The 21,496-nt window shown below is 47.4% G+C and carries 18 protein-coding genes and 1 tRNA gene; 11 read left to right on the top strand and 8 right to left on the bottom strand.

All coding sequences use genetic code 11. The features are described from left to right. Positions 1-28 precede the first annotated feature (28 nt). The 7 genes from HMPREF9441_RS08800 to cysQ all read left to right on the top strand — a co-directional run bounded on the left by HMPREF9441_RS08800 (position 29) and on the right by cysQ (position 8,984). Positions 29-1,111 carry an efflux RND transporter periplasmic adaptor subunit gene (locus tag HMPREF9441_RS08800; protein ID WP_008620269.1) on the top strand — a complete coding sequence of 361 codons (1,083 nt, stop codon included), beginning with the start codon at positions 29-31 and terminating at the stop codon, positions 1,109-1,111. Between the two features lie 16 nt (positions 1,112-1,127). Beyond that, the gene (locus HMPREF9441_RS08795; RefSeq protein WP_008620268.1) at positions 1,128-4,169 is read left to right on the top strand and encodes an efflux RND transporter permease subunit; all 3,042 of its coding nucleotides are present in this window, start codon (positions 1,128-1,130) and stop codon (positions 4,167-4,169) included. Then, positions 4,159-5,499 carry a TolC family protein gene (locus tag HMPREF9441_RS08790; protein WP_008620266.1) on the top strand — a complete coding sequence of 447 codons (1,341 nt, stop codon included), beginning with the start codon at positions 4,159-4,161 and terminating at the stop codon, positions 5,497-5,499. The genes HMPREF9441_RS08795 and HMPREF9441_RS08790 overlap by 11 nt, the downstream gene beginning before the upstream one ends. 167 nt (positions 5,500-5,666) lie before the next feature. Then, positions 5,667-5,740, top strand: a tRNA-Asp gene (locus tag HMPREF9441_RS08785). Between the two features lie 121 nt (positions 5,741-5,861). Continuing rightward, the gene (locus HMPREF9441_RS08780; RefSeq protein ID WP_008620263.1) at positions 5,862-6,350 is read left to right on the top strand and encodes a GNAT family N-acetyltransferase; all 489 of its coding nucleotides are present in this window, start codon (positions 5,862-5,864) and stop codon (positions 6,348-6,350) included. A gap of 49 nt (positions 6,351-6,399) precedes the next feature. Beyond that, positions 6,400-7,914 carry a TrkH family potassium uptake protein gene (locus tag HMPREF9441_RS08775; RefSeq protein WP_008620261.1) on the top strand — a complete coding sequence of 505 codons (1,515 nt, stop codon included), beginning with the start codon at positions 6,400-6,402 and terminating at the stop codon, positions 7,912-7,914. A 260-nt stretch (positions 7,915-8,174) separates the two neighbouring features. After that, the gene (gene cysQ, locus HMPREF9441_RS08770) at positions 8,175-8,984 is read left to right on the top strand and encodes a 3'(2'),5'-bisphosphate nucleotidase CysQ (protein WP_008620258.1); all 810 of its coding nucleotides are present in this window, start codon (positions 8,175-8,177) and stop codon (positions 8,982-8,984) included. 15 nt (positions 8,985-8,999) lie between these two features. Here cysQ and tatC read toward each other — a convergent pair whose 3' ends face one another. From tatC to HMPREF9441_RS08730, 8 genes are all read right to left on the bottom strand, one after another. Beyond that, positions 9,000-9,800 (bottom strand): twin-arginine translocase subunit TatC, encoded by an 801-nt coding sequence (gene tatC, locus HMPREF9441_RS08765; RefSeq protein ID WP_008620257.1) that lies wholly within the window; start codon positions 9,798-9,800, stop codon positions 9,000-9,002. After that, on the bottom strand, positions 9,793-10,011 hold the full coding sequence (locus HMPREF9441_RS08760; RefSeq protein ID WP_008620256.1) for a Sec-independent protein translocase subunit TatA/TatB: 219 nt from the start codon (positions 10,009-10,011) through the stop codon (positions 9,793-9,795). The genes tatC and HMPREF9441_RS08760 overlap by 8 nt, the downstream gene beginning before the upstream one ends. A 5-nt stretch (positions 10,012-10,016) precedes the next feature. Further along, complete coding sequence (locus HMPREF9441_RS08755) at positions 10,017-10,526, bottom strand: hypothetical protein (RefSeq protein ID WP_008620255.1); 510 nt, start codon at positions 10,524-10,526, stop codon at positions 10,017-10,019. A gap of 38 nt (positions 10,527-10,564) precedes the next feature. Then, complete coding sequence (locus tag HMPREF9441_RS08750; protein ID WP_008620254.1) at positions 10,565-10,987, bottom strand: DUF1893 domain-containing protein; 423 nt, start codon at positions 10,985-10,987, stop codon at positions 10,565-10,567. Then, on the bottom strand, positions 10,984-12,384 hold the full coding sequence (locus HMPREF9441_RS08745; RefSeq protein WP_008620253.1) for an aldo/keto reductase: 1,401 nt from the start codon (positions 12,382-12,384) through the stop codon (positions 10,984-10,986). Before HMPREF9441_RS08745 ends, HMPREF9441_RS08750 begins: the two co-directional genes overlap by 4 nt. Before the next feature lie 15 nt (positions 12,385-12,399). Then, positions 12,400-13,905 carry a 4Fe-4S binding protein gene (locus HMPREF9441_RS08740; RefSeq protein ID WP_008620252.1) on the bottom strand — a complete coding sequence of 502 codons (1,506 nt, stop codon included), beginning with the start codon at positions 13,903-13,905 and terminating at the stop codon, positions 12,400-12,402. A gap of 20 nt (positions 13,906-13,925) precedes the next feature. Further along, positions 13,926-14,486 carry a flavodoxin gene (locus tag HMPREF9441_RS08735; protein WP_244949703.1) on the bottom strand — a complete coding sequence of 187 codons (561 nt, stop codon included), beginning with the start codon at positions 14,484-14,486 and terminating at the stop codon, positions 13,926-13,928. A gap of 103 nt (positions 14,487-14,589) precedes the next feature. After that, positions 14,590-15,483, bottom strand: a complete 894-nt coding sequence (locus tag HMPREF9441_RS08730; protein WP_008620249.1) for a helix-turn-helix domain-containing protein — start codon at positions 15,481-15,483, stop codon at positions 14,590-14,592. 171 nt (positions 15,484-15,654) lie between these two features. Between HMPREF9441_RS08730 and HMPREF9441_RS08725 the strand changes: the two genes are divergently transcribed. From HMPREF9441_RS08725 to HMPREF9441_RS08710, 4 genes are read left to right on the top strand one after another with little or no spacing between them, the layout of a single operon-like run. Continuing rightward, positions 15,655-16,722, top strand: coding sequence for an efflux RND transporter periplasmic adaptor subunit (locus tag HMPREF9441_RS08725; RefSeq protein WP_008620247.1), 1,068 nt, complete (start codon positions 15,655-15,657; stop codon positions 16,720-16,722). Beyond that, positions 16,719-19,853, top strand: a complete 3,135-nt coding sequence (locus HMPREF9441_RS08720; RefSeq protein WP_008620244.1) for an efflux RND transporter permease subunit — start codon at positions 16,719-16,721, stop codon at positions 19,851-19,853. The genes HMPREF9441_RS08725 and HMPREF9441_RS08720 overlap by 4 nt, the downstream gene beginning before the upstream one ends. Continuing rightward, on the top strand, positions 19,850-21,199 hold the full coding sequence (locus tag HMPREF9441_RS08715) for a TolC family protein (RefSeq protein WP_008620242.1): 1,350 nt from the start codon (positions 19,850-19,852) through the stop codon (positions 21,197-21,199). The genes HMPREF9441_RS08720 and HMPREF9441_RS08715 overlap by 4 nt, the downstream gene beginning before the upstream one ends. Before the next feature lie 11 nt (positions 21,200-21,210). Continuing rightward, positions 21,211-21,438: a winged helix-turn-helix domain-containing protein gene (locus tag HMPREF9441_RS08710; protein WP_008620239.1), complete on the top strand. Its 228-nt coding sequence runs from the start codon at positions 21,211-21,213 to the stop codon at positions 21,436-21,438. Positions 21,439-21,496: the final 58 nt, after the last annotated feature.

Genomic DNA, 21,496 nt, shown 5'->3' with positions numbered 1-21,496 from the left:
AAACAGCATATATAAAAAAGGGAGATTAATGAACAAGAAAGTGAAATGGGGGCTCATTGCCTTTATCGCATGTGGTTTAGTGGTATGGGGAGTTTATTCCCAATTACCCAAATTAAATTCCGAATTGGCTCAAGCCGACAAAGTAGAAAGCGGAGATAAAGCAAAAAAGAATATTTTGAATGTGAACGCACTAAAAGTCCGTACGGGTGTCCTTACTGACGAATTCACAGTAAGCGGCAATCTATTACCAGACGAAGAAGTAGACCTTTCCTTCGAGACATCCGGACAAGTCGTAGAGATTGGGTTCAAAGAAGGAAGCCACGTCACCAAAGGGCAATTACTTGCCAAGGTAAACGACAGGCAATTACAGGCCGAATTGAAACGCTTGCAAGCCCAACTCAAACTGGCCAATGACAGGGTGTACCGTCAACGCACCCTATTGCAGCACGATGCGGTAAGCCAGGAGGCATACGAACAAGTACGTACGGAACTCGAAACCTTAAAAGCAGAAATCGACATCGTAAAAGCTCAAATAGAGTTAACGGAATTACGGGCGCCTTTCGACGGAGTGATCGGCTTGCGCCAAATCAGCGTGGGAGCATACGCATCTCCTACCACCATCGTGAGCAAACTCACCCGTATCATCCCGCTGAAAGTGGAGTTTTCCGTCCCGGAACGTTATGTGAATGAAGTCAATCCGGGTACGGCTCTGACATTCACCATAGACGGTTCTTTACAAAACTTCCCGGCAAAAGTATATGCCAAAGAGTCTGCCATTGACGAAAACACGCACACGCTGAAAGTCCGTGCCTTATATGAGAATCCCAACGGACGCCTTACGCCGGGACGTTATGCCAGCATCAACCTCAAGAAGCAGGAAATTCAAGATGCCATTGCTATTCCGGCCGAAGCCATCGTACCGGAAATGGGTAAAGATAAAGTATTCTTATATAAATCCGGCAAAGCCCAACCGGTTGAAGTGACCGTAGGTCTGCGCACAGAAGAACGCGTGCAAGTATTAAAAGGATTGCAGGTGGGAGACACGCTAATCACATCCGGAACGTTGCAGTTGCGCACCGACTTACCCGTTGTACTCGACCGCGTAGATTAAGAGAAGGAGGACGTATATGAATATATCAGAGTTAAGTATCCGCCGCCCCGTATTGGCTACCGTGATGACCGTAATCATCCTATTGTTCGGAATGATTGGTTATTTTTATATCGGTGTACGTGAATATCCATCGGTGGACAACCCGATTATATCGGTTTCTTGTTCGTATGCAGGAGCGAATGCCGATGTCATTGAGAACCAGATTACAGAACCGTTGGAACAGAACATCAACGGTATTCCGGGTATCCGCTCTCTGACGAGTGTCAGCCAGCAAGGCCAAAGCCGCATCACGGTTGAGTTCGAACTTTCGGTCGACCTGGAAACTGCGGCCAACGATGTCCGCGACAAAGTGTCCCGCGCCCAACGCTACTTGCCACGTGACTGCGACCCTCCTACCGTATCCAAGGCCGATGCCGATGCCTCTCCTATTCTTATGGTCGCCCTGCAAAGTGAAAAGCGTTCTTTGCTCGAATTGAGCGAAATTGCCGACCTGACCGTCAAGGAGCAGTTACAAACGATTTCCGACGTAAGTAGTGTTTCCATTTGGGGAGAGAAAAAATATTCCATGCGTTTGTGGCTCGACCCCATCAAAATGGCCGGCTACGGTATCACGCCTATGGACGTCAAAAATGCAGTGGACAATGAAAATGTCGAATTGCCGTCGGGCAGCATAGAAGGAAATACCATAGAACTGAACATCCGTACCATGGGATTGATGAACACGGCCAAGATGTTCGACGATTTGATTGTGAAACACGAAGGGAACCAAATTATCCGTTTCAGCGACATCGGTCGGGCCGAACTTGGAGCAGCCGACATCAAAAGTTACATGAAGATGAACGGTGTGCCGATGGTCGGCGTAGTCGTCGTGCCTCAACCGGGTGCCAATCATATCAATATCGCCGATGCCGTATATGAACGCATGGAGCAAATGAAAAAGGACCTGCCGGACGATGTACATTACAGCTACGGATTCGACAATACCAAATTCATCCGCGCCTCCATCAACGAAGTGAAACAAACGGTGTACGAGGCTTTCGTTCTAGTAATTATCATCATCTTCCTGTTTTTGCGTGACTGGCGCGTCACATTGGTACCTTGTATTGTGATTCCGGTCTCTCTGGTCGGTTCGTTTTTCATCATGTATTTGTTTGGCTTCTCCATCAACGTACTGACCATGTTGGCCGTCGTACTGGCCGTCGGACTTGTGGTGGACGATGCCATTGTGATGACAGAGAACATCTATATCCGTATAGAGCAGGGCATGAATCCGAAGAAGGCCGGAATAGAAGGTGCCAAGGAAATCTTTTTTGCAGTCATTTCCACGACGGTCACCCTGGTAGCCGTGTTCTTCCCTATCGTATTTATGGAGGGGACGACCGGACGGCTTTTCCGGGAGTTCAGTATGGTCATTTCAGGAGCGGTAGTCATATCATCGTTCGCGGCACTGACATTCACCCCCATGTTGGCTACCAAGCTCCTTAAACAACAGAAAAAGAAAAACGCCTTTTACCGTATTACGGAACCATTCTTCATCGGAATGAATAATATGTACAGCCGTTCCTTGCAAGTTGTCTTGCGCCACCGTATATGGACACTCCCTGTCATTGTCCTCATGCTGGGAGCTATCGTATATCTGTGGGGAGCCATACCTTCGGAAATGGCTCCATTGGAAGACCGCTCCATGATTACCATCAACACACGTGGAGCAGAAGGCGTGACGTATGAATACATCCGAGATTATACGGAAGATATAAACAGCATCGTAGACTCCGTGATTCCCGACGCAGACGCTGTGACTGCCCGTGTATCCAGCGGAAGCGGAAATATCCAAATCCGCCTGAAAGACATGGGAGATCGGGATTACACCCAGATGGAAGCTGCCGAAAAATTGTCGCAAGCCGTCAAAAAGAAGACCAAAGCACGTGCATTCGTACAGCAACAATCCTCATTTGGCGGGCGTCGCTCGAGCATGCCTATACAATATGTTTTGCAAGCGACTAACATCGAGAAGTTGGAAAAAGTCCTGCCGGTGTTTATGGAAAAAGTCTACGAGAACCCTGTATTCCAAATGGCAGATGTCGACCTGAAATTCAGCAAGCCGGAAATTCGAATCCACATCAACCGCGACAAAGCCAACATCATGGGAGTCAACACCCGTGATTTGTCTGAAACCCTGCAATACGGACTGAGTGGACAGCGTATGGGATATTTTTATATGAATGGAAAACAATACGAAATTCTGGGCGAAATAAACCGGCAGCAACGTAACAAACCAGCCGATTTACGAGCCATTTATCTGAGAAGCAGCGACGGTAAGATGATTCAAATGGATAATCTCATCGAATTGGAAAGCAGCATCGCCCCTCCGAAACTTTACCGTTACAACCGCTTTGTCTCTGCCACGATTTCCGCAGGTTTGGCCGAGGGAAAGACCATAGGGCAAGGATTGGACGAAATGGACAAGATTGCCAAAGAGGTATTGGACGATACGTTCCGCACCTCGTTGTCCGGTGACTCAAAAGAATTCCGCGAAAGTTCCTCCAGCCTGATGTTCGCCTTTATTTTGGCGTTAGTACTCATTTATTTGATTTTGGCCGCCCAGTTTGAAAGCTTCAAAGACCCCTTCATCATCATGCTTACCGTACCGCTTGCGATTGCCGGTGCATTGATATTCATGTACTTCAACGACATCACCATGAATGTGTTCAGCCAAATCGGTATCATCATGTTAATCGGGTTGGTAGCTAAAAACGGTATCCTTATCGTAGAATTTGCGAATTTGAAACAAGAAAACGGAGAAGACAAGGTAACGGCTGTACACGATGCCGCCCTGCAACGCTTGCGGCCGATTTTAATGACCAGTGCTTCTACCGTTTTAGGATTGATACCCTTGGCCTTTGCCACAGGAGAAGGCTGTAACCAGCGTATTGCCATGGGTATTGCCGTAGTAGGCGGTATGGTGGTATCCACTTTCCTTACCATGTATATAGTTCCGGCTGTGTATAGTTACATTTCAACCAATCGAATCAATAAAAAGGAGAAAAATGAAAAATAAGATACTGTGGCCTGTTTTATTTTTGTGCACATTGCCTGTACAGGCCCAACAAGACATGACGGAGGCGGAAGGTTCCGTCACTTTGCAGGAATGTTTATCACGCGGACTGGAGAGCAATTTCTCCATCCGAATGGTAAAAAACCAACAAGAGACGGCTGCAAACAATGCCACCCGGGCCAATGCGGGAATGTTGCCCACCGTGGACCTCAGTGCTTCCTACAGCGGCGATCTAGGTTCGACCCGTACTACCCCCCGCTCCACTGGAGTCACCACTACCGAACGTGGAGCGTATGACGGGACTGTAGATGCCGGCATCGACCTGAACTGGACTATTTTCGACGGCTTCAGCGTGTGGACCAACTACAAGCAACTGCAACTCCTGAAAGAACAGGGAGAACTGCAAACCCGCATTACGATAGAAGACTATGTGGCATCGCTCACAGCCGAATATTACAATTACATACAGGAAAAAATCCGTTTAAAAAACTTCCGCTACGCCATGTCCCTATCTCGGGAACGCATGCGTATCGTGGAAGTCAGATACCACATCGGTAATTTCTCACGTCTGGATTACTTGCAGGCCAAGGTCGATTTCAACGCAGATAGTGCCCAATACATGAAGCAACGGGAAGTACTGAACTCATCCCGAATAAAATTGAACGAACTGATGGCCAATCACGACGTAACGGCACTCATCGGTATACGAGATACGGCGATAGATGTCAATCCGGATCTGCAATACGATGAATTATGGCAAGCCACATTGGCCACCAACGCCTCCTTGTTGATGGCAGACAAAAATACTGAGGTCGTACGGGCCGACTATAAAAAAATCATGTCCCGCGACTATCCTTACGTACGTCTGAATGCAGGATACGGATACACTTTAAACCGCTATGAACTGTCCTCTACGAAGAAACGGGACAACTGGGGGCTGAATGCAGGTATCACCATCGGTTTCAACCTGTTCGACGGCAAACGGAAAATGCAAAAAAGAAATGCGCAACTGGCCATTGAATATGCCGAACTGGAACGGGAAGACCTGAAACTGTCTTTGAAATCGGATTTGAGCGACTTGTGGCAGGCCTATCGCAACAACTGGCAGGTGATGCTGATGGAACGCCAAAACCTTGTGGCCGCCCAGGAAAATTATGAATATGCCAATCTGCGCTACATGAAAGGAGATCTTTCCGGATTTGAAATGCGAGAAGCCCAACAAAGCCTTTTGGATGCGGAAGAACGACTTCTGGTTTCGGAATACGATACCAAAATGTGCGAAATCTCTTTGCTCCAACTCAGCGGAAAGGTTCTGACTTATTTAAATGAATAAAGACAGCAAAAACGAAAAGAGGACAGCGTAAAATCTAAGTTTGCGGAGGAAAAACGACAGAAAAGACAAACGAAGCGAAGAAAAAAACGCCAAAAAGTTTGGTTCATCCATTCGTTTTATCTACCTTTGCACTCGCAATCAGGAAATCGCCTGATTCCTCTTTTAAAGGTGCGTTAGTTCAGTTGGTTAGAATACATGCCTGTCACGCATGGGGTCACGGGTTCGAGTCCCGTACGCACCGCTTAAAACTCTGAAGTACAGTTACTTCAGAGTTTTTTGTATCCTCTTGGCGAATAATTCCTCCCGAAAGGCTGTAATGACAGGCGTTTTTCGTATTTTTGCATATCAAATAAAAATCAGTCATGATCAGATATGCAAAGCTTAGCGACGCTAAAGCCATCGCAGACATCTATAATGAATATATCCTACATAGCGTGGCTACCTTTGAAACTGAAGCCGTTTCTGAAGACGAGATGCGCCGACGCATTGCCGACATCTCTTCCCAGTTTCCTTATTTGGTATTCGAAAAGGACGGACAGGTCGTCGGATATGCCTACGCCCATTTGTGGCAGGAAAGGGCCGCTTATTGCCATACGTGGGAAACGACCGTCTACGTCTCTTCCTCGTCCGCCCGCCAAGGCATAGGACGACTATTGATGTCACGGCTGATTGAGGAATGCCGGAAATCAGACTGCCATGTGCTCATTGCCTGTATCACCCACGGAAATGAATCCAGCTATGCCCTGCACCGCAAACTCGGATTTAAACAAGTAGCCTTTTTCGAAAAAGTAGGTACCAAATTCGGAAAACGTTTGGATGTCACAGACTGGGAGTTGATACTACGCCCGTGAGCCTGTTACCCAATACTTCTATTTCATATTCCATATCCATTCACCTTATATGAGCCAAACGACTTACGACTTTCAATCCAAGGAAAACAACGGCCATGCGCCCCTCAACAATATCATCAACGCCAAACTCATCGCCTACGTAATCGGCATCCTGCTTTGGGTGGAGGGCGGCATGCTCCTCGTCTGCATGGGTGTCTCCTTGCTGTACCGCGAAGACAGCTACAAATATTTTTTGTACGCTGCGGGTATCAACTTGATTACCGGAGGAGGACTGACGGCTTACGGCAAAGGTGCCAAAACCTGGATGACACGCCGCGACGGCTATTGTATCGTAACCCTCACTTGGTTGATGTTCACCATTCTGGGCATGCTTCCGTTCCTGATGAGCGGTGAAATTCCGTCCGTAGCGGGTGCCTTCTTTGAAACGATGTCTGGTTTTACAACTACCGGCTTCACCGTGCTCGACCATATCGACTCCATGCCCAAAGGTATGCTTTTCTGGCGTGCCCTGACTCAATGGGTGGGCGGTTTGGGTATCGTATGCTTCACCATAGCCTTGCTGCCCATATTCGGCGGAGGCAACCTACAGCTTTTCAGTGCAGAAGCCACGGGCGTGACACACGACAAACTGCACCCCAAAATCAGCATGACCACTAAACTCATCTGGACCGTGTACATCATCCTGACCGGTTTGTGTATCGGTTTACTTTGCCTCGGAGGCATGAACCTGTTCGACGGGGTGTGCCATTCGTTCAGCATTATGGGAACCGGAGGCTACTCTACCAAACAAGACAGCATAGCCTACTGGGACTCTCCTTTCATTGAATACGTCACCTCAGCCTTTATGGTCATCGCCAGTCTGAATTTCTCCCTGCTGGTTTTATGCCTGCAAGGCAAATTCGGCAAATTCTTCAAAGACGGTGAAACACGATGGTTCCTGGGTTCCGTATGTGTCATCACACTCCTCATCACGGTCAGCCTGTTCTTCCAACGACAATACCCACTCGAAGAAGCTTTCCGCAAGGCACTCTTCCAAGTCTCTACCATCCATACCTCTTGCGGTCTCGTGACCGACGACTATACTTTATGGCCTCAATTCACCTGGCTGCTCCTGATTTTTGCCATACTGGCCGGAGGATGTACAGGTTCCACAGCCGGCGGTATCAAGAACATGCGTATCATGATTCTGTTTCACGCCATTAAGAACCAATTCAAAAGGCTTATTCACCCCAATGCCATTCTGCCGGTACGAATCAACAAACATGTTGTGCCCCTGCCCTTATTGAATACCGTCACGACTTTCACGCTTTTTTATCTGTTATGTGGCTTTGCAGGATGTTTCCTGCTTACATTTTTCGGAATTGACTTTCTGGAAGCCCTGACCTCTTCTCTCTCTGCCATGGGCAATACCGGTTTAGGCTTCGGCTATTATGGTCCGGCTTACACCATGAGCAGCATGCCCGACGTGTGTCAATGGATCATGTCTTTCCTTATGCTTATCGGTCGTCTGGAACTGTTCAGTGTGCTGATTCTGTTTAGTCCGGTTTTCTGGAAAGAGTGGTAGTATTTTCGTTTTTTTCATTCCGAACCCATTCAGAAGGTATCCATAAACGTTTTGAATACAGATTTTGTATTTCAAGTCCGAGTTTTACACCGATTTTCATTATCTTTGTTCACACGAAGATAGAATGCGGCTCGGCATAGCCAAATCAGAAAACTTCGTTTTCATTTGTCTCTGCACTCGCCTTTCACTATCTTTGTAAGTATGGAGATCGTGCGCTTACCTTTTGCCGTCTTTACTAAAACATTTACAACAGAAACATCATGCAAAACGAATTATTATCTTGTGCTATCAGGGCTGCCCTACTTGCCGGAAAGGACATTCTGAACATTTACAATGACCCCAAGGCAGATTTTGCCATCGAACGCAAAGCAGACAACTCCCCACTGACCATAGCCGACAAACGTTCCCATGCCCGTATCATGGACGAACTGGATGCCACCTCCATTCCCGTATTGAGCGAAGAAGGCCGGTTGACAGACTATAATATACGAAAAGGATGGAAAACCTTATGGGTGGTAGACCCTTTGGACGGCACAAAAGAGTTTATCAAACGGAACGGAGAATTCACGGTCAATATTGCACTGGTAGAAAACGGCATCCCCGTATTGGGGGTAATTTATGTACCGGTCAGCCGTACGCTCTATTTCTCGGAAGACAGTATCGGAGCTTACAGGATAGAAGGGATTGATGCCCGTTCCGCCGGCCTTTCTCCCGACGATCTGATGGAAAAGGCAGACCGGTTGCCTCTGGAACAGGCCGACACGAAAGGCTTTGTGATCGTAGCCTCCCGCTCCCATCTTTCTCCCGAGACGGAGGAATACATCCGTAAGCTGGAAAGCGAATACGGACACGTAAACCTCATCTCTTGCGGAAGTTCACTCAAAATATGCCGGGTGGCAGAAGGCTCGGCAGACATCTATCCGCGTTTCGCCCCCACGATGGAATGGGATACGGCAGCCGGACATGCCATTGTACGGGCTTCCGGAAAAAATATATACTTGACGGATGAAAGAACACCGTTACATTACAACAAGGAAAACTTATTGAACCCGTGGTTCATCGTGAAATAAGAAAAGAGGCGTGATTCAACGCCTCTTTTCCGTTAAAGCCACCAAATAGATACCGGCCTCGTAAAGCATCCACATAGGCATGCCTACCAATAATAGCGTAAACACATCGGAGGTTGGAGTGATTACAGCGGCCGCCACCAAAATCAATACGATGGCATGTCGACGGTACCTACGCATAAATGAAGCCGTAAGGAATCCAAGACGTGCCAAAAGCCAACAGAGAATAGGTATCTCGAACACGATACCCATCGTAAGCGTCATCATCAGCAACGTATCCATATACGACTCCAACGTAATGGTATTTTCTACTTCCGCACTCACTTGATAAGTGCCGAGAAAACGAAACGTGAGCGGAAAGATGAGAAAATAATTCAAAGCCGCACCCGAAAGAAACATCAGATACCCCGCCCCTACCGTGCGTACGGCATACCGTCTCTCGTGGGTGTACAAAGCAGGGGAGACGAAACGGAACAACAAATAAAGCAAGTAAGGCGAAGCACAAAATACTCCGGCATACAATGCCGTCCGCATGTGGACGACAAACTGGTTCGCCAATCCCGTATTAATCAGTTTTACCGAAAAATCATCGGGTATCATCCCTTCCACCCCCAAAAACTGGCCTCTGTCGCCCATCAACCGATAGGTAACGAAACCGGCCTCTTTCGGTGCCAACACGACCCGAAAGAGACTTTCCTTGAAGAAGAACGCCACAAGCGCACAAACCACCGTCACAGCCAATGCCTTGAGCAGACAGTCGCGCAAAGCATCGAGATGTTCCCAAAATGTCCCGGTAGCCCCTTCGTCCGGATTATTCATCTTTTGCTTTCCGTTCTTCCGTTTTTTCACTCTCGACCTCTTCGACCTTGTCACTCTTGTCCTGCGGAGTTTCCACCCCGTTCATCCCGTCTTTAAAGCTCTTCACACCCTTTCCCAAACCTTTCATCAATTCGGGAATTTTCTTACCTCCGAAAAACAGCAAGACAATCAACAGGATAAAGAGAATTTCTTGCGTACCGATTCCAAACATAACCTTTATTTATAAATTACATATTTCACCATCCAATAACCACCCGCTATCTGTAAAGCCATTCCGGGCAAGCCGATACGAAAATCCTGTACGGCCAAGCCGAAATCTCCTGTCATAGCCCATTCTCCCAAGGTACCAAGCACTTGATAGAACAACACTACCGATGCCAAAAGCAGGACACTGACCCGGCGGAAACGGGAAGCCGCATAACCTGCCGCCAAAGCCAACAGCACCGACTTCAACAGAATAGCCGGTAATACCGCTGCTGCGGGCATACCGAACCACCACGAGTTGACGCACGGCGAGAGAACCGCTGTCAGCAATCCCACGCGCCAACCGTATTTATAAGCCCCAACCAACGTGAAAAAATAAATAGGCAACCAAGTCACGCCTCCTTGCGGAACCAAATGAAACAGTTGCGGCAATACGATATTGCCGACAGCGAACAACACGGCCAGCCAATAAGTCCGCTTCTCGGTATAGCCCGGAGCGTAAAGTCTTACAGTATTTTCCATATTCTTATTCCTTCTTTATGTTATTATATTATTGTATTTCATATCCGCAGACGTTCCACAAAACCGGCTATCAGAGGCAGGCATTCTTCTGCCGTCTCCTTATCGCGGCAAAGCGTTTCCACCGGGCACCAACCGTTTCCCGCACGATTCCGTATAGCGGAAACCAACCGTCCGTAAGACACTGAGATTCCCGTTTGAAACAACAGTCCGTAAGCCGGCTCGCTAAGCACGTCGGCATATACTCGCCTTACCCGTCCCAATACCATGAGTGCAGCAGCTCCCTTCCCTACGACCTTATCGGCCACATCGGCACCGAGAAGCAGGCCGGACTGTTCCCGCAACAGGGCATACAGGTCTTCCACTCCCCGCCGCTCAAAGGTGTAGATTTCCCCGTTACGAAGCACACAAGAACACTTCCGCTCATGCAACAAGTCTATCAAATCTTGCAACTCTTCTTTCATAAAGTCCCCTGTTTCAGTTGTTCCACAAAACGGTCTATACGATGCAACTCAGCCGGAATGTCGATACTTTGCGGACAATGAGGCACGCACTGACGGCATCCGATACAATGGTCGGCCTGCCGCAAACGCGGCACACTCCGGTCATACCCTACCAAAAAAGCACGGCGCGCCTTCCGGTAGTTCTCTTCTTGCGCACTTTCCGGCACGTTGCCCTGATTGACGCACTTGTTATAATGTACCAAAATAGACGGAATATCAATGCCGTAAGGACAAGGCATACAATATTTGCAATCATTGCAGGGCACAGTGGGATACTGCATCATCAGGTCTGCCGTGTCGAATAAGAATGTCATTTCCTCGTCTGTCAAAGGTTGCAACGGGCAGTACGTATGCAAATTATCCTCCAAATGTTCCATATAGGTCATGCCACTCAACACCGTAAGTACATCGGGAAAAGTCCCGGCAAAGCGGAAAGCCCACGAAGCTACACTGCGCTCCGGCTCACGTTGCTTGAGACGAGCCACGACATGGTCGTGCACCTTTGACAAACGGCCTCCTAAGAGCGGCTCCATGATTACAGCCGGGATCTTGCGCTTAGCCAATTCGTCATACAAATATTCTGCATTCGTATTCCGCTCGTTGATTTCCTTGGCATGCCGCCAGTCCAAATAGTTTAACTGTATTTGCACAAAATCCCATTGATACTCGTCGTGCCGTGAAAGCAAATAATCGAACACCTTGATGTCGCCATGATAGGAGAATCCCAGATTACGGATACGCCCGGCTTTCCGTTCTTCGAGCAGGAAATCCAGAAGCCCGTTGTCCATGTAACGGGCATTGAACTCCTTCATACCGTCTCCCATCCCTACACCGTGCAACAGCATGTAGTCTATATAATCCACTTGCAATTCTTTCATCGAGTTACGGTACATGGCCAACGAAGCTTCACGACTCCACGTGGCCGGAGCGAAATTGGAAAGTTTCGTGGCAATGAAATAACTCTTGCGCGGATGGCGACTCAAAGCAATTCCCATGGCACGCTCCGAACGCCCTTTGCAATAAGCGGGGGAGGTATCGAAGTAATTCAACCCGTGAGCCAACGCATAGTCCACCTGGCGGTTCACCATTTCCTGGTCTATCTCGTCTCCGCCCTCTTCTCCTTCCTTTTCAATCGTCGGGAGGCGCATGCACCCGTAGCCCAATATCGAAACTTTGTCTCCGGTAGAAGGATTCGTACGATAAGTCATTTTGTCCGTAGGTATTTCTCCCGACAGGCTGCCGGAAGCCGTTTTCCGCTCCGGACGGCAACCGTAAAACGCAGCCGACGTGACTGCCGCACCGACTCCCAAAAGCTTCAGAAACTTACGTCGGTCCATATCTTTTTTAGTCTTTTCCATGTTGCAGCACTTTGATTAAATGAAACGATGGGTCTCATGTCCCTCTACATAAATGGCACTGAACGGGCGTGCCGGACAAAGATTTTCACAGGATCCGCAACCGATGCAACGCTCTTCATTCACGACCGGGAGTCGGGGAGAATCAGGGATTCCGGACACGGACGGCACCATTTGGATGGCTCCCGACGGACAATGACGGGCACAGTTTCCGCATTCCACACCGTCTGTATTCACCACACAATTCTCATATACGAACACGGCATGACCAATCTGTACGGACGATTTTTCAGCCACCGTCAGGGAGCGTATGGCACCGTTCGGACAAACCTCGGTACATCTTACACATTCCGGACGGCAATACCCGCGTTCGTAAGACATTTCAGGCTGCATCCACGTTTCTATCGAAGAAGAAGGACGCAAGACATCATTGGGACAAGCCGATACACACAACTGACAGGCCGTACAATGCGAAGCAAAATTGTGTACTCCTTGCGCTCCTGCCGGTTTTAAGTGCACCTTACGCTCCGGAATCTTTTTCTCCTCTATCACGGCCAACCCACCGTCTACTTTCTTTTCCTGCGCCCTTATCCAGGAACCGGCCGCAAACCATGAAGCTACGGCCAGAAAACTGCGGCGGCCATTATCCGGTCCCCCCTTTTCCGGAGCCACTTGGGCTACAGCCGACGGACGGACATAATGTATAGCTTTCTTAGGGCATTTGTCTATGCAGTTCATACAAGCCACGCAACGGCTGTAATCTATCTTATGTTCCTTAATATGGATGCACGACGCCTTGCAATTACGTTCACACAAATTGCAATTCACACACTTTGAAGTGTCTATCACCGGTTTTAACCAGGCATAACGGGACAGGAAACCTAATAGCGTGCCAACCGGGCAAATCGTGTTACAATAAGTACGCCCGTTCCGCCAAGCCAACACGGACAGCACAACGAAAGTCAGCAAAGCCACGCCTAATACGGAAAGCCCTTTCATCCAGACCTCCGCTTCATAAAAAGCATAACTGTCCATACGCTCGGCCATATAGGCTAACAAATTGTTTCCCCAACGATAAAAAGGAGCCAGCAGATTGGAAGCCATACGTCCGTAAGCACTATACGGCTCCAACAGGCCTGCCCACCCCATAAGTCCAGTTGCACCGGCCCAAAGTCCGGCACCACAAACGGCTACAAACAAAGCCAACACCCCGTATCTCAACCATGACAGAGCCGGAGAATAGCGGAAACGGTTCTTTTTGTACTTGCCTCCCATACGGGAAACCACGTCCTGAAACACCCCGAGCGGGCAAATCACGGAACAATACACCCGTCCGAAGACGCAAGTGAGCAGCACCAAAGCTACAACCACTCCGAGATTCAAAGCCAACAATGCCGGAATGAATTGTATCTTGGCCAACCATCCGAACCATCCCTGCACGACTCCCGTAAAGTCAAGAAATAACAGTGTGACAAGGACAAAACAGATACATGCCGCAACTTGCCTGATTCTTTTCAATCTCATAACCACTTTTTTAACCCTTTCTATTTCATACCGATTTCTTCCAACCATCGTTCCACCTTCGGGCGAGCATCCCCCACCGTCCCACCATGGCAAATAAAGCCTTTCTTCAAATCAGCCTTACCCGCATGCCGGGCAAAATCACTAAAGCATTTTTGCTCCCCACCGCCGCCATGCGTACAGAAAGGTATCACCGTTTTTCCAGTCAGGTCATACCCCTCCAAGAAACTCCAAATAGCCATTGGTGCCGTTCCCCACCAGTTCGGAAAACCCACATAAACCACGTCATAGGCATCCATATCTTTGACTTTGCTTTTCAAAGCCGGACGCGCATCAGCCTCCTTTTCCTTCTTAGCATACTCCGTACACGACCGATATTTTTCCGGATACGCTTTTACAGTCTCTATCTCGAAAAGGTCTCCACCCGTCAGTTCTTGAATCTGATGAGCCAAATTACGTGTATTCCCCGACCATGAAAAATACGCAACCAACACTTTCTTCGCATTTGCCGTATGCTGTGCACCGGCTTCCAAGCCTATCATCGCCCACATCATGAGAAATACTCCTAAGAATTTTGTTTTCATACCCAATACTTTTTTCGTTCGTCGATTCATTTCTTTACACCTGCAAAAATAGAACATAATCCCCAACGCTCCGATATACGGATTACGGATATCCTTACCCTTTTTACTGATTGTCAAAAACAACCTCTTTCCGAGGATAAAAAGAACGTTCACGATATTCTTTCGGAGACATACCTACATATTGCTTGAAATACTTTCCGAAAAACGATTGCGTACAGAAATTCAACCTGACTGCAATTTCCTTAATGCTCAACTCCGAACACTCCAATAGCTGTTTGGCTTCTGAAATCACCATCTGTATGATCCATTGCAAAACACTACGCCCGGACTTTTCTTTCACAACCGAAGAAAAGTAACGTGCCGAGAGGTTCTGTCTTTCCGCATAGAAAAGAACTTCGCGCTCTGCCCGGTAATGATTGAACAAATCAACAATGAAACGTTGAAAAATAATATCTTTCTGTGTCCGTTGTACAGGATGCATCGGCCGGTTGGTATAGTATATCATCAGCAATTCATAAAATAATGCTTGCCCGCCGGCTTTGATCAACTCGACTTTCAAGGAACGGCATTTTGAACTGCCCACTTGCCCATCTCCTTCTTTTATCCTACGCATATAAAGTTCCAAAAGTTTATCCACATACCGACACTGCGCATCTGTCAGCGTAATACAAGGATGGTCGCGCATGAACAAAATATCCTGTACATTCAACACTTTATTACTGATAGGCAAAATATAATCCACATCCACCTCTACCACGACACCGTCTATTTCTCCACCGACACGCAATACGCGTACCAAAGCCGAAGCCACATAAAAACAAATATCTCCCGGCTTTATTATATAAGGTGTATTGTCTATTTCCAATTCCACTTCTCCCGCACGACAAAAGAACACACCGCATCGATCAAGCGTGGAACGCAAATGTCCCCACTGAGAACCATATATTTTCCAATCGGACAAACGGCTTACCCGTATAGGAATCATAGCTTGCTCCATCCTTAATTATTAATAAAACTATTCATTGGAACAAAATAAATATAATTCTGAAAAACTTTAGTCACATCGGTAGTTAAAAACATACAAATCAGACAAAAAATAAGCCCTTTAGAACTTTCAAATATCCGACAAACCCGATATATTTGCATGTAGAACCAGAGAACTATTTTTATGAAGAAGTTTAATGTTATCATAGGAGGATTTATCCTTTTTTTATTCACAGCTTGCTCACACACGCGACAGGAAAGTAGTCGTTTACAAACCGTAAAAACAGACACCGTGATTTCCGCCGCCGAACAGAGTATCCTTCAATATCCGGGTAAAGTAAAGGCAGCGGAAGACGCCAGCCTGTCATTCAGAGTCAGCGGAACCATCCGTAGAATATACGTAAAAGACGGAGCACGGGTACGAAAGGGGCAACTCCTGGCAGACCTCGACCCTACGGATTACCAAATACAACTGGATGCCACGGAGGCAGAATACCTACAAGTGAAGAGTGAGGCAGAACGAGTCATGGCTCTCTACAAAGACGGAGGTACCACACCGGCAGCAAACGACAAGGCAGAATATGGACTAAAACAAATCACAGCCAAATACAATCACCATAAAGACCAATTGTCCTACACGCGATTGTGTGCACCTTTTGACGGCTATATAGACAAACATCTATTCGAACCCTACGAAACAGTAGGTGCAGGCATGCCGGTCATTACCATGATCGGCGACGGACGGACGGAAGTGGAAATCAATCTGCCTGCTGCCGAATATATACGCCGCGGGCAATTCAAACAATACTATTGTACATTCGATATCTATCCGGACAAGCATTATAGTCTTCAACCACTCTATATCATTCCGAAAGCTAACGCCAACCAATTGTATACCATGCGCCTAAGACAGGAAGATACCGACCAGCCTCAACCGTCTCCCGGCATGAACACCATGGTGACCATCCTCTGCGATACAGCAGAAAATGCCCCGATGTCAATCCCGGGAAGCGCCATATTGTACGAAGACGGCAAAACAAATGTTTTCCTTTACGATGCCGCACAAAAGAAAGTTTATAAACGTAACGTAACCCTCATCGGGCTACAAACCGACGGCAGAGCGACTATCATTTCGGCACAAATCAAACCGGGAGACCTCATCGTCTCTTCGGGCATCCATCACATTCAAGACGGAGAAAGCGTAATGCCCCTACCGGCCGTCAGTAAAACCAATATCGGAGGATTGTTATGACAGACATCAGCAAATGGGCTTTTAAAAACCGTAATCTGGTCTATTTCTTTATTGCGGTTCTTTTGGTCGGCGGAGCATGGTCATGCTACGAAATGAGTAAATTGGAAGATCCCGAAATCAAAGTCAAAACGGCCATGATTGTCACCACTTATCCCGGTGCTTCCGCCCACCAGGTAGAACTAGAAGTGACCGATGTTTTGGAAAAAAATATCCGTAACATGGGAGGCATTGACAACATAGAAAGTTATTCTTATAACGACCTCTCACTCATTCAAGTGGAACTGCTGACCACCGTCAAGGACGACGAAGTGGAACAATACTGGGATCTTCTCAGACGCAAAGTAGAAGACGTACGGAATACGTTGCCCGCCGGAGTCTCCGCACCGATAGTAAAAGATGATTTCGGAAATGTATACGGCATGTTTTATGCCCTCACCGGAGACGGTCTGAGCGATCGTGAACTGTCTGACTATGCAGAACTCATCAAACGAGAACTCACTGTACTGAAAGGAATTGACCGCGTAGAACTGTATGGCAAGCGACCGGAATGTATCAACATATCTCTACTACAAGACCGTATGGCCAACCTCGGTGTAAAACCGGCTGAAGTGTTGGCAACTCTAAATGGACAGAACCAAACCACTTACACCGGATATTACGAAAATGGAGACAACCGTATCCGTGTTACGGTAAACAATAAGTTCCAAACAGTGGAAGACATCGGCAACATGCTCATACAAGGACATGACGACGACCAACTTCGCCTACGAGACATTGCCCGCATCGAAAAAAATTACGAATCGCCCACACGGAATGAGATGTTCTACGACGGCGAACGTTCCATCGGTATCCTGATAGCAGCTTCCACAGGATCGGATATCGTCAAAGTGGGAAGTGCCGTTGAAAAGGAACTATCCCAACTGAAGGACAAACGTTTGCCGGCAGGAGTTGACTATCATAAAGTATTCTATCAACCGGAACGTGTCGGAGATTCTTTAGGAACTTTCGTCGTCAATCTGGTCGAATCTGTCATTATCGTAGTGTTCATCCTCATGCTGACCATGGGATTCAAAAGCGGATTGATTATCGGAATCAGCTTAATCGTCACAGTATTCGGTTCCTTCTTATTTCTGGAAACCATGGATGGCACCATGCAACGTGTGTCATTAGCTGCATTCGTATTGGCGATGGGGATGCTTGTAGACAATGCCATCGTCATCGTAGACGGCATCCTGGTAGACCTGAAAGCCGGGAAAAACAGAATGGAAGCCATGACGGCCATCGGACGGCAAACATCAATGCCTCTATTGGGAGCTACACTGATAGCCATTATCGCTTTCCTCCCCATCTTCATGTCTCCTGACACGGCTGGCGTCTACACGCGAGACTTATTTATCGTTCTGGCCGTATCCTTACTATTAAGTTGGGTGCTGGCCCTGGTGCATGTACCCTTAATGGCCGAACGCCGTCTTCATCCAGAAGTAGAGCAAAACGTCTCCGGCAAACGGGTTTACAAAGGTTGGCCGTATGCCCTTTTGCGTAAGTCACTCTCTTTCGGCCTGCACCACCGCTGGAGCTTTGTGCTGTCCATGATTGCTTTGTTAGGATTGTCAGCCTGGGGCTACCGTTACATGCGGCAAGGTTTCTTCCCCGACATGGTGTATAACCAAATGTATATGGAATACAAATTACCGGAAGGTACCAACTCATCCCGTGTGGCACATGACCTGGAAGAGATAGAAACCTACCTGAAAAGCCGCAAAGAAATCACGCACGTAACCCGTTCAGTAGGAGGAACTCCCGGCCGTTATAATTTGGTGCGCAGCATTGCCAACCCCTCATTATCGTACGGAGAATTGATTATCGATTTCACCTCACCGGAAGAGTTGGAAAATCACATGGACGAGATTCAAGACTACCTGACAGCCCACTATCCTGACGCTTATGTCAAGATGAAACGCTACAATCTGATGTTCAAGAAATATCCTATCGAAGCACAATTCTTGGGTCCGGATCCAGCCGTACTTCACAGGCTGGCCGACAGTGCACGGGTCATCATGGAAAAAAGTCCGGAGGTAAGACTTATCACCACCAACTGGGATCCGCAAATACCGGTACTCACAATCGAATACGACCAACCGGCTGCACGTACATTAGGATTAAGCCGAAATGATGTCAGCATGTCATTACTTACAGCAACCAGCGGCATTCCCATCGGTTCATTTTATCAAGGTATTCATCGGGACAACATTTACCTACGTTGCCTAAACGAAAAAGGGAAACCTATAGAAGACCTGAACAACGCCCAAGTGTTTTCTTCCTTACCTTCGCTGAACGGGCTCCTCAACGAGGAAACCATGGTGAAACTGAAATCCGGAACCTTGTCAAAAGAAGAACTCGTGGAAAGCCTGATGGGCAGTACGCCATTAAAGCAAATCAGCAAAAAAGTAGATATACGTTGGGAAGATCCGGTCATTCCACGTTATAACGGACAACGTAGCCAAAGCGTACAATGTTCTCCGGCTCCGGGAATAGAAACGGAAAAGGCTTGGCAAAGCATCGCCCCTTTAATAGAACAGATCGTTCTTCCAGAAGGTTATAGTTTGGAATGGCAAGGAGAAAAAGCGGCCAACAACCAGTCTATGGAGTACTTGTTCCGCAACTTCCCTTTCGCCATCATCCTCATGATTACCATCCTGATTATGTTATTCAAAGACTATCGGAAACCGCTTATCATCTTCTGCTGTCTGCCTTTCATATTAGTCGGTGTCGTAGCGGTCATGCTCATAACCGGAAAGACCTTCAACTTTGTTGCCATCGTAGGTACCTTGGGACTTATCGGTATGCTTATTAAAAACGGAATTGTACTGATGGACGAAATCACATTGCAGCTCAATCGAGGGACAGAACCTACCACAGCACTCATCGACAGTGCACAAAGCCGGTTGCGACCGGTCATGATGGCTTCGCTTACCACGATTCTGGGTATGATTCCCCTGTTGACGGATTCCATGTTCGGCTCATTGGCAGCTTCCATTATGGGCGGCCTGTTGTTCGGCACACTCATTACCCTCTTATTTATTCCTATACTTTATGCTTTATTCTTCCACATCAAACAGACTGACGCATGAAAAAGATCATCATTTCTATCCTATATATAACATGTCTCATTCCCCAACTTCGTGCACAAGAGACATTAAGCCTGAAACAATGTAGGGAAATGGCTTTGACTCATAACAAAGAAATGGCAGCTTCTTTCCAACAGACGGAGAGTGCACGCTACACGATGAAAAGTTATAAAGGAAATTTCTTTCCTAATTTAACTGCCAATGCCACCGGCTTGTATAGCACCGCCGACGGTGGATACAGTTCCGGAAGCGGACAACTCCCCATCTTCTCTTCCACGGGACAACTCCAACAATTCGCCTTCTTCCCGGGTATAAACCTCGACTATAAAATCGGACCGATGTTTCTGGGTGGCATACAATTGGAACAACCACTCTATATGGGCGGAAAGATTCAAGCAGCCTACCGGATGTCTGTATTGGGAAACGAAATGGCACAAATTAATGAAACACTGACGGCCACCCAAGTCATCATGAAAACAGATGATGCCTACGTCTCGATGATAAAAGCACAAGAGATGAAAAAAGTGGCAGAAAAATACCAAACCGTCCTCACAGAACTTTTGAACAATGTAGAAAGTGCACACCGTCACGGCCTAAAGCCGCGTAACGACGTACTCAAAGTCCAAGTCAAACTCAATGAAAGTGAACTTGCCGTCCGCAAAGCCGATAACGCCCTCCGGCTGGCTACCATGAATCTCTGTCATCTGATAGGCAAACCGTTAGATACCCCCATCCGTATTTCAGAAGATTTCCCAGAAATTGAGCAACGAATGGAAATACAAATCTCCGACATCTCTGCACGCCCGGAATATGTACTACTCGACAAACAGGAAGACATGGCACGGCAACAAATCAAGCTGAACCGCAGCGAATTAATGCCCAAAGTCGGATTGCAAGGCGCATTCAACTACCTGCACGGCTTTGAACTAAACGACGAAACCTTCTTCAAAGACGGCAGTTTTTCCGTCTTGCTGAACGTGAGTCTCCCATTGTATCATTTCGGTGAACGTTCCAATAAAGTCCGGGCAGCCAAAGCCAAACTGGAACAAACCCGGCTGGAAAAAGAAAATCTGAACGAACAAATGCTTCTCGAACTGACGCAAGCAGCACACAACCTGGATGAAGCCAAAATGGAATGTCAAATTGCAGACCGCTCCTTGGAGCAGGCAGAAGAAAACCGGAAAGTAAGCCATAGCCAATATACCGTTGGATTGGAATCCCTATCCGACCATTTGGAGGCACAAGCCCTTTGGCAACAAGCATACGAGACCCAAGTAAACGCCCACTACCAACTATACCTGAGTTACGTCAAGTATAAGAAAGCAGCGGGTACATTATACCAACACTAATTCAATAAATTATGTACAAAACAGAAATTGGGACCAATGCCGGAAAAGTCTGGCGTATCCTGAAAGAAACGCGTGAAATCACCCTACAAGACCTGGCAGGGAAGTTAGAACTCAGTGTAGAAGACACGGCACTGGCCGTTGGTTGGCTGGCCCGTGAAAACAACATTTTCATTCAAAAAAAGGACTCTACATTCTGGGTGTCGGATGAAGAAGAAGACATTATGTTCAAATTCGGATAAATACCCGCCCCACCTTTAAACTAAAAAACGCCGATGCCATAAATACAAGCATCGGCGT

Origin of the sequence: Paraprevotella clara YIT 11840 (genome assembly GCF_000233955.1) — a bacterium.
Taxonomy (GTDB): Bacteria; Bacteroidota; Bacteroidia; order Bacteroidales; family Bacteroidaceae; genus Paraprevotella; species Paraprevotella clara.
Note: the sequence above shows the minus strand (reverse complement) of the source record. Positions and strands in the feature narration are given on the sequence as shown.

Bases quoted from the DNA above. Each gene is read 5' to 3' on its own strand.
- HMPREF9441_RS08750 (WP_008620254.1), bottom strand. From the start codon at position 10,987: ATGAAAGAAGAGTTGCAAGATTTGATAGACTTGTTGCATGAGCGGAAG.
- cysQ (WP_008620258.1), top strand. From the start codon at position 8,175: ATGCAAAACGAATTATTATCTTGTGCTATCAGGGCTGCCCTACTTGCC.
- HMPREF9441_RS08725 (WP_008620247.1), top strand. From the start codon at position 15,655: ATGAAGAAGTTTAATGTTATCATAGGAGGATTTATCCTTTTTTTATTC.
- HMPREF9441_RS08740 (WP_008620252.1), bottom strand. From the start codon at position 13,905: ATGAGATTGAAAAGAATCAGGCAAGTTGCGGCATGTATCTGTTTTGTC.
- HMPREF9441_RS08795 (WP_008620268.1), top strand. From the start codon at position 1,128: ATGAATATATCAGAGTTAAGTATCCGCCGCCCCGTATTGGCTACCGTG.
- HMPREF9441_RS08800 (WP_008620269.1), top strand. From the start codon at position 29: ATGAACAAGAAAGTGAAATGGGGGCTCATTGCCTTTATCGCATGTGGT.
- HMPREF9441_RS08755 (WP_008620255.1), bottom strand. From the start codon at position 10,526: ATGGAAAATACTGTAAGACTTTACGCTCCGGGCTATACCGAGAAGCGG.
- HMPREF9441_RS08775 (WP_008620261.1), top strand. From the start codon at position 6,400: ATGAGCCAAACGACTTACGACTTTCAATCCAAGGAAAACAACGGCCAT.
- HMPREF9441_RS08760 (WP_008620256.1), bottom strand. From the start codon at position 10,011: ATGTTTGGAATCGGTACGCAAGAAATTCTCTTTATCCTGTTGATTGTC.
- tatC (WP_008620257.1), bottom strand. From the start codon at position 9,800: ATGAATAATCCGGACGAAGGGGCTACCGGGACATTTTGGGAACATCTC.
- HMPREF9441_RS08780 (WP_008620263.1), top strand. From the start codon at position 5,862: ATGATCAGATATGCAAAGCTTAGCGACGCTAAAGCCATCGCAGACATC.
- HMPREF9441_RS08710 (WP_008620239.1), top strand. From the start codon at position 21,211: ATGTACAAAACAGAAATTGGGACCAATGCCGGAAAAGTCTGGCGTATC.
- HMPREF9441_RS08730 (WP_008620249.1), bottom strand. From the start codon at position 15,483: ATGGAGCAAGCTATGATTCCTATACGGGTAAGCCGTTTGTCCGATTGG.
- HMPREF9441_RS08735 (WP_244949703.1), bottom strand. From the start codon at position 14,486: ATGAAAACAAAATTCTTAGGAGTATTTCTCATGATGTGGGCGATGATA.
- HMPREF9441_RS08790 (WP_008620266.1), top strand. From the start codon at position 4,159: ATGAAAAATAAGATACTGTGGCCTGTTTTATTTTTGTGCACATTGCCT.
- HMPREF9441_RS08745 (WP_008620253.1), bottom strand. From the start codon at position 12,384: ATGGAAAAGACTAAAAAAGATATGGACCGACGTAAGTTTCTGAAGCTT.
- HMPREF9441_RS08720 (WP_008620244.1), top strand. From the start codon at position 16,719: ATGACAGACATCAGCAAATGGGCTTTTAAAAACCGTAATCTGGTCTAT.
- HMPREF9441_RS08715 (WP_008620242.1), top strand. From the start codon at position 19,850: ATGAAAAAGATCATCATTTCTATCCTATATATAACATGTCTCATTCCC.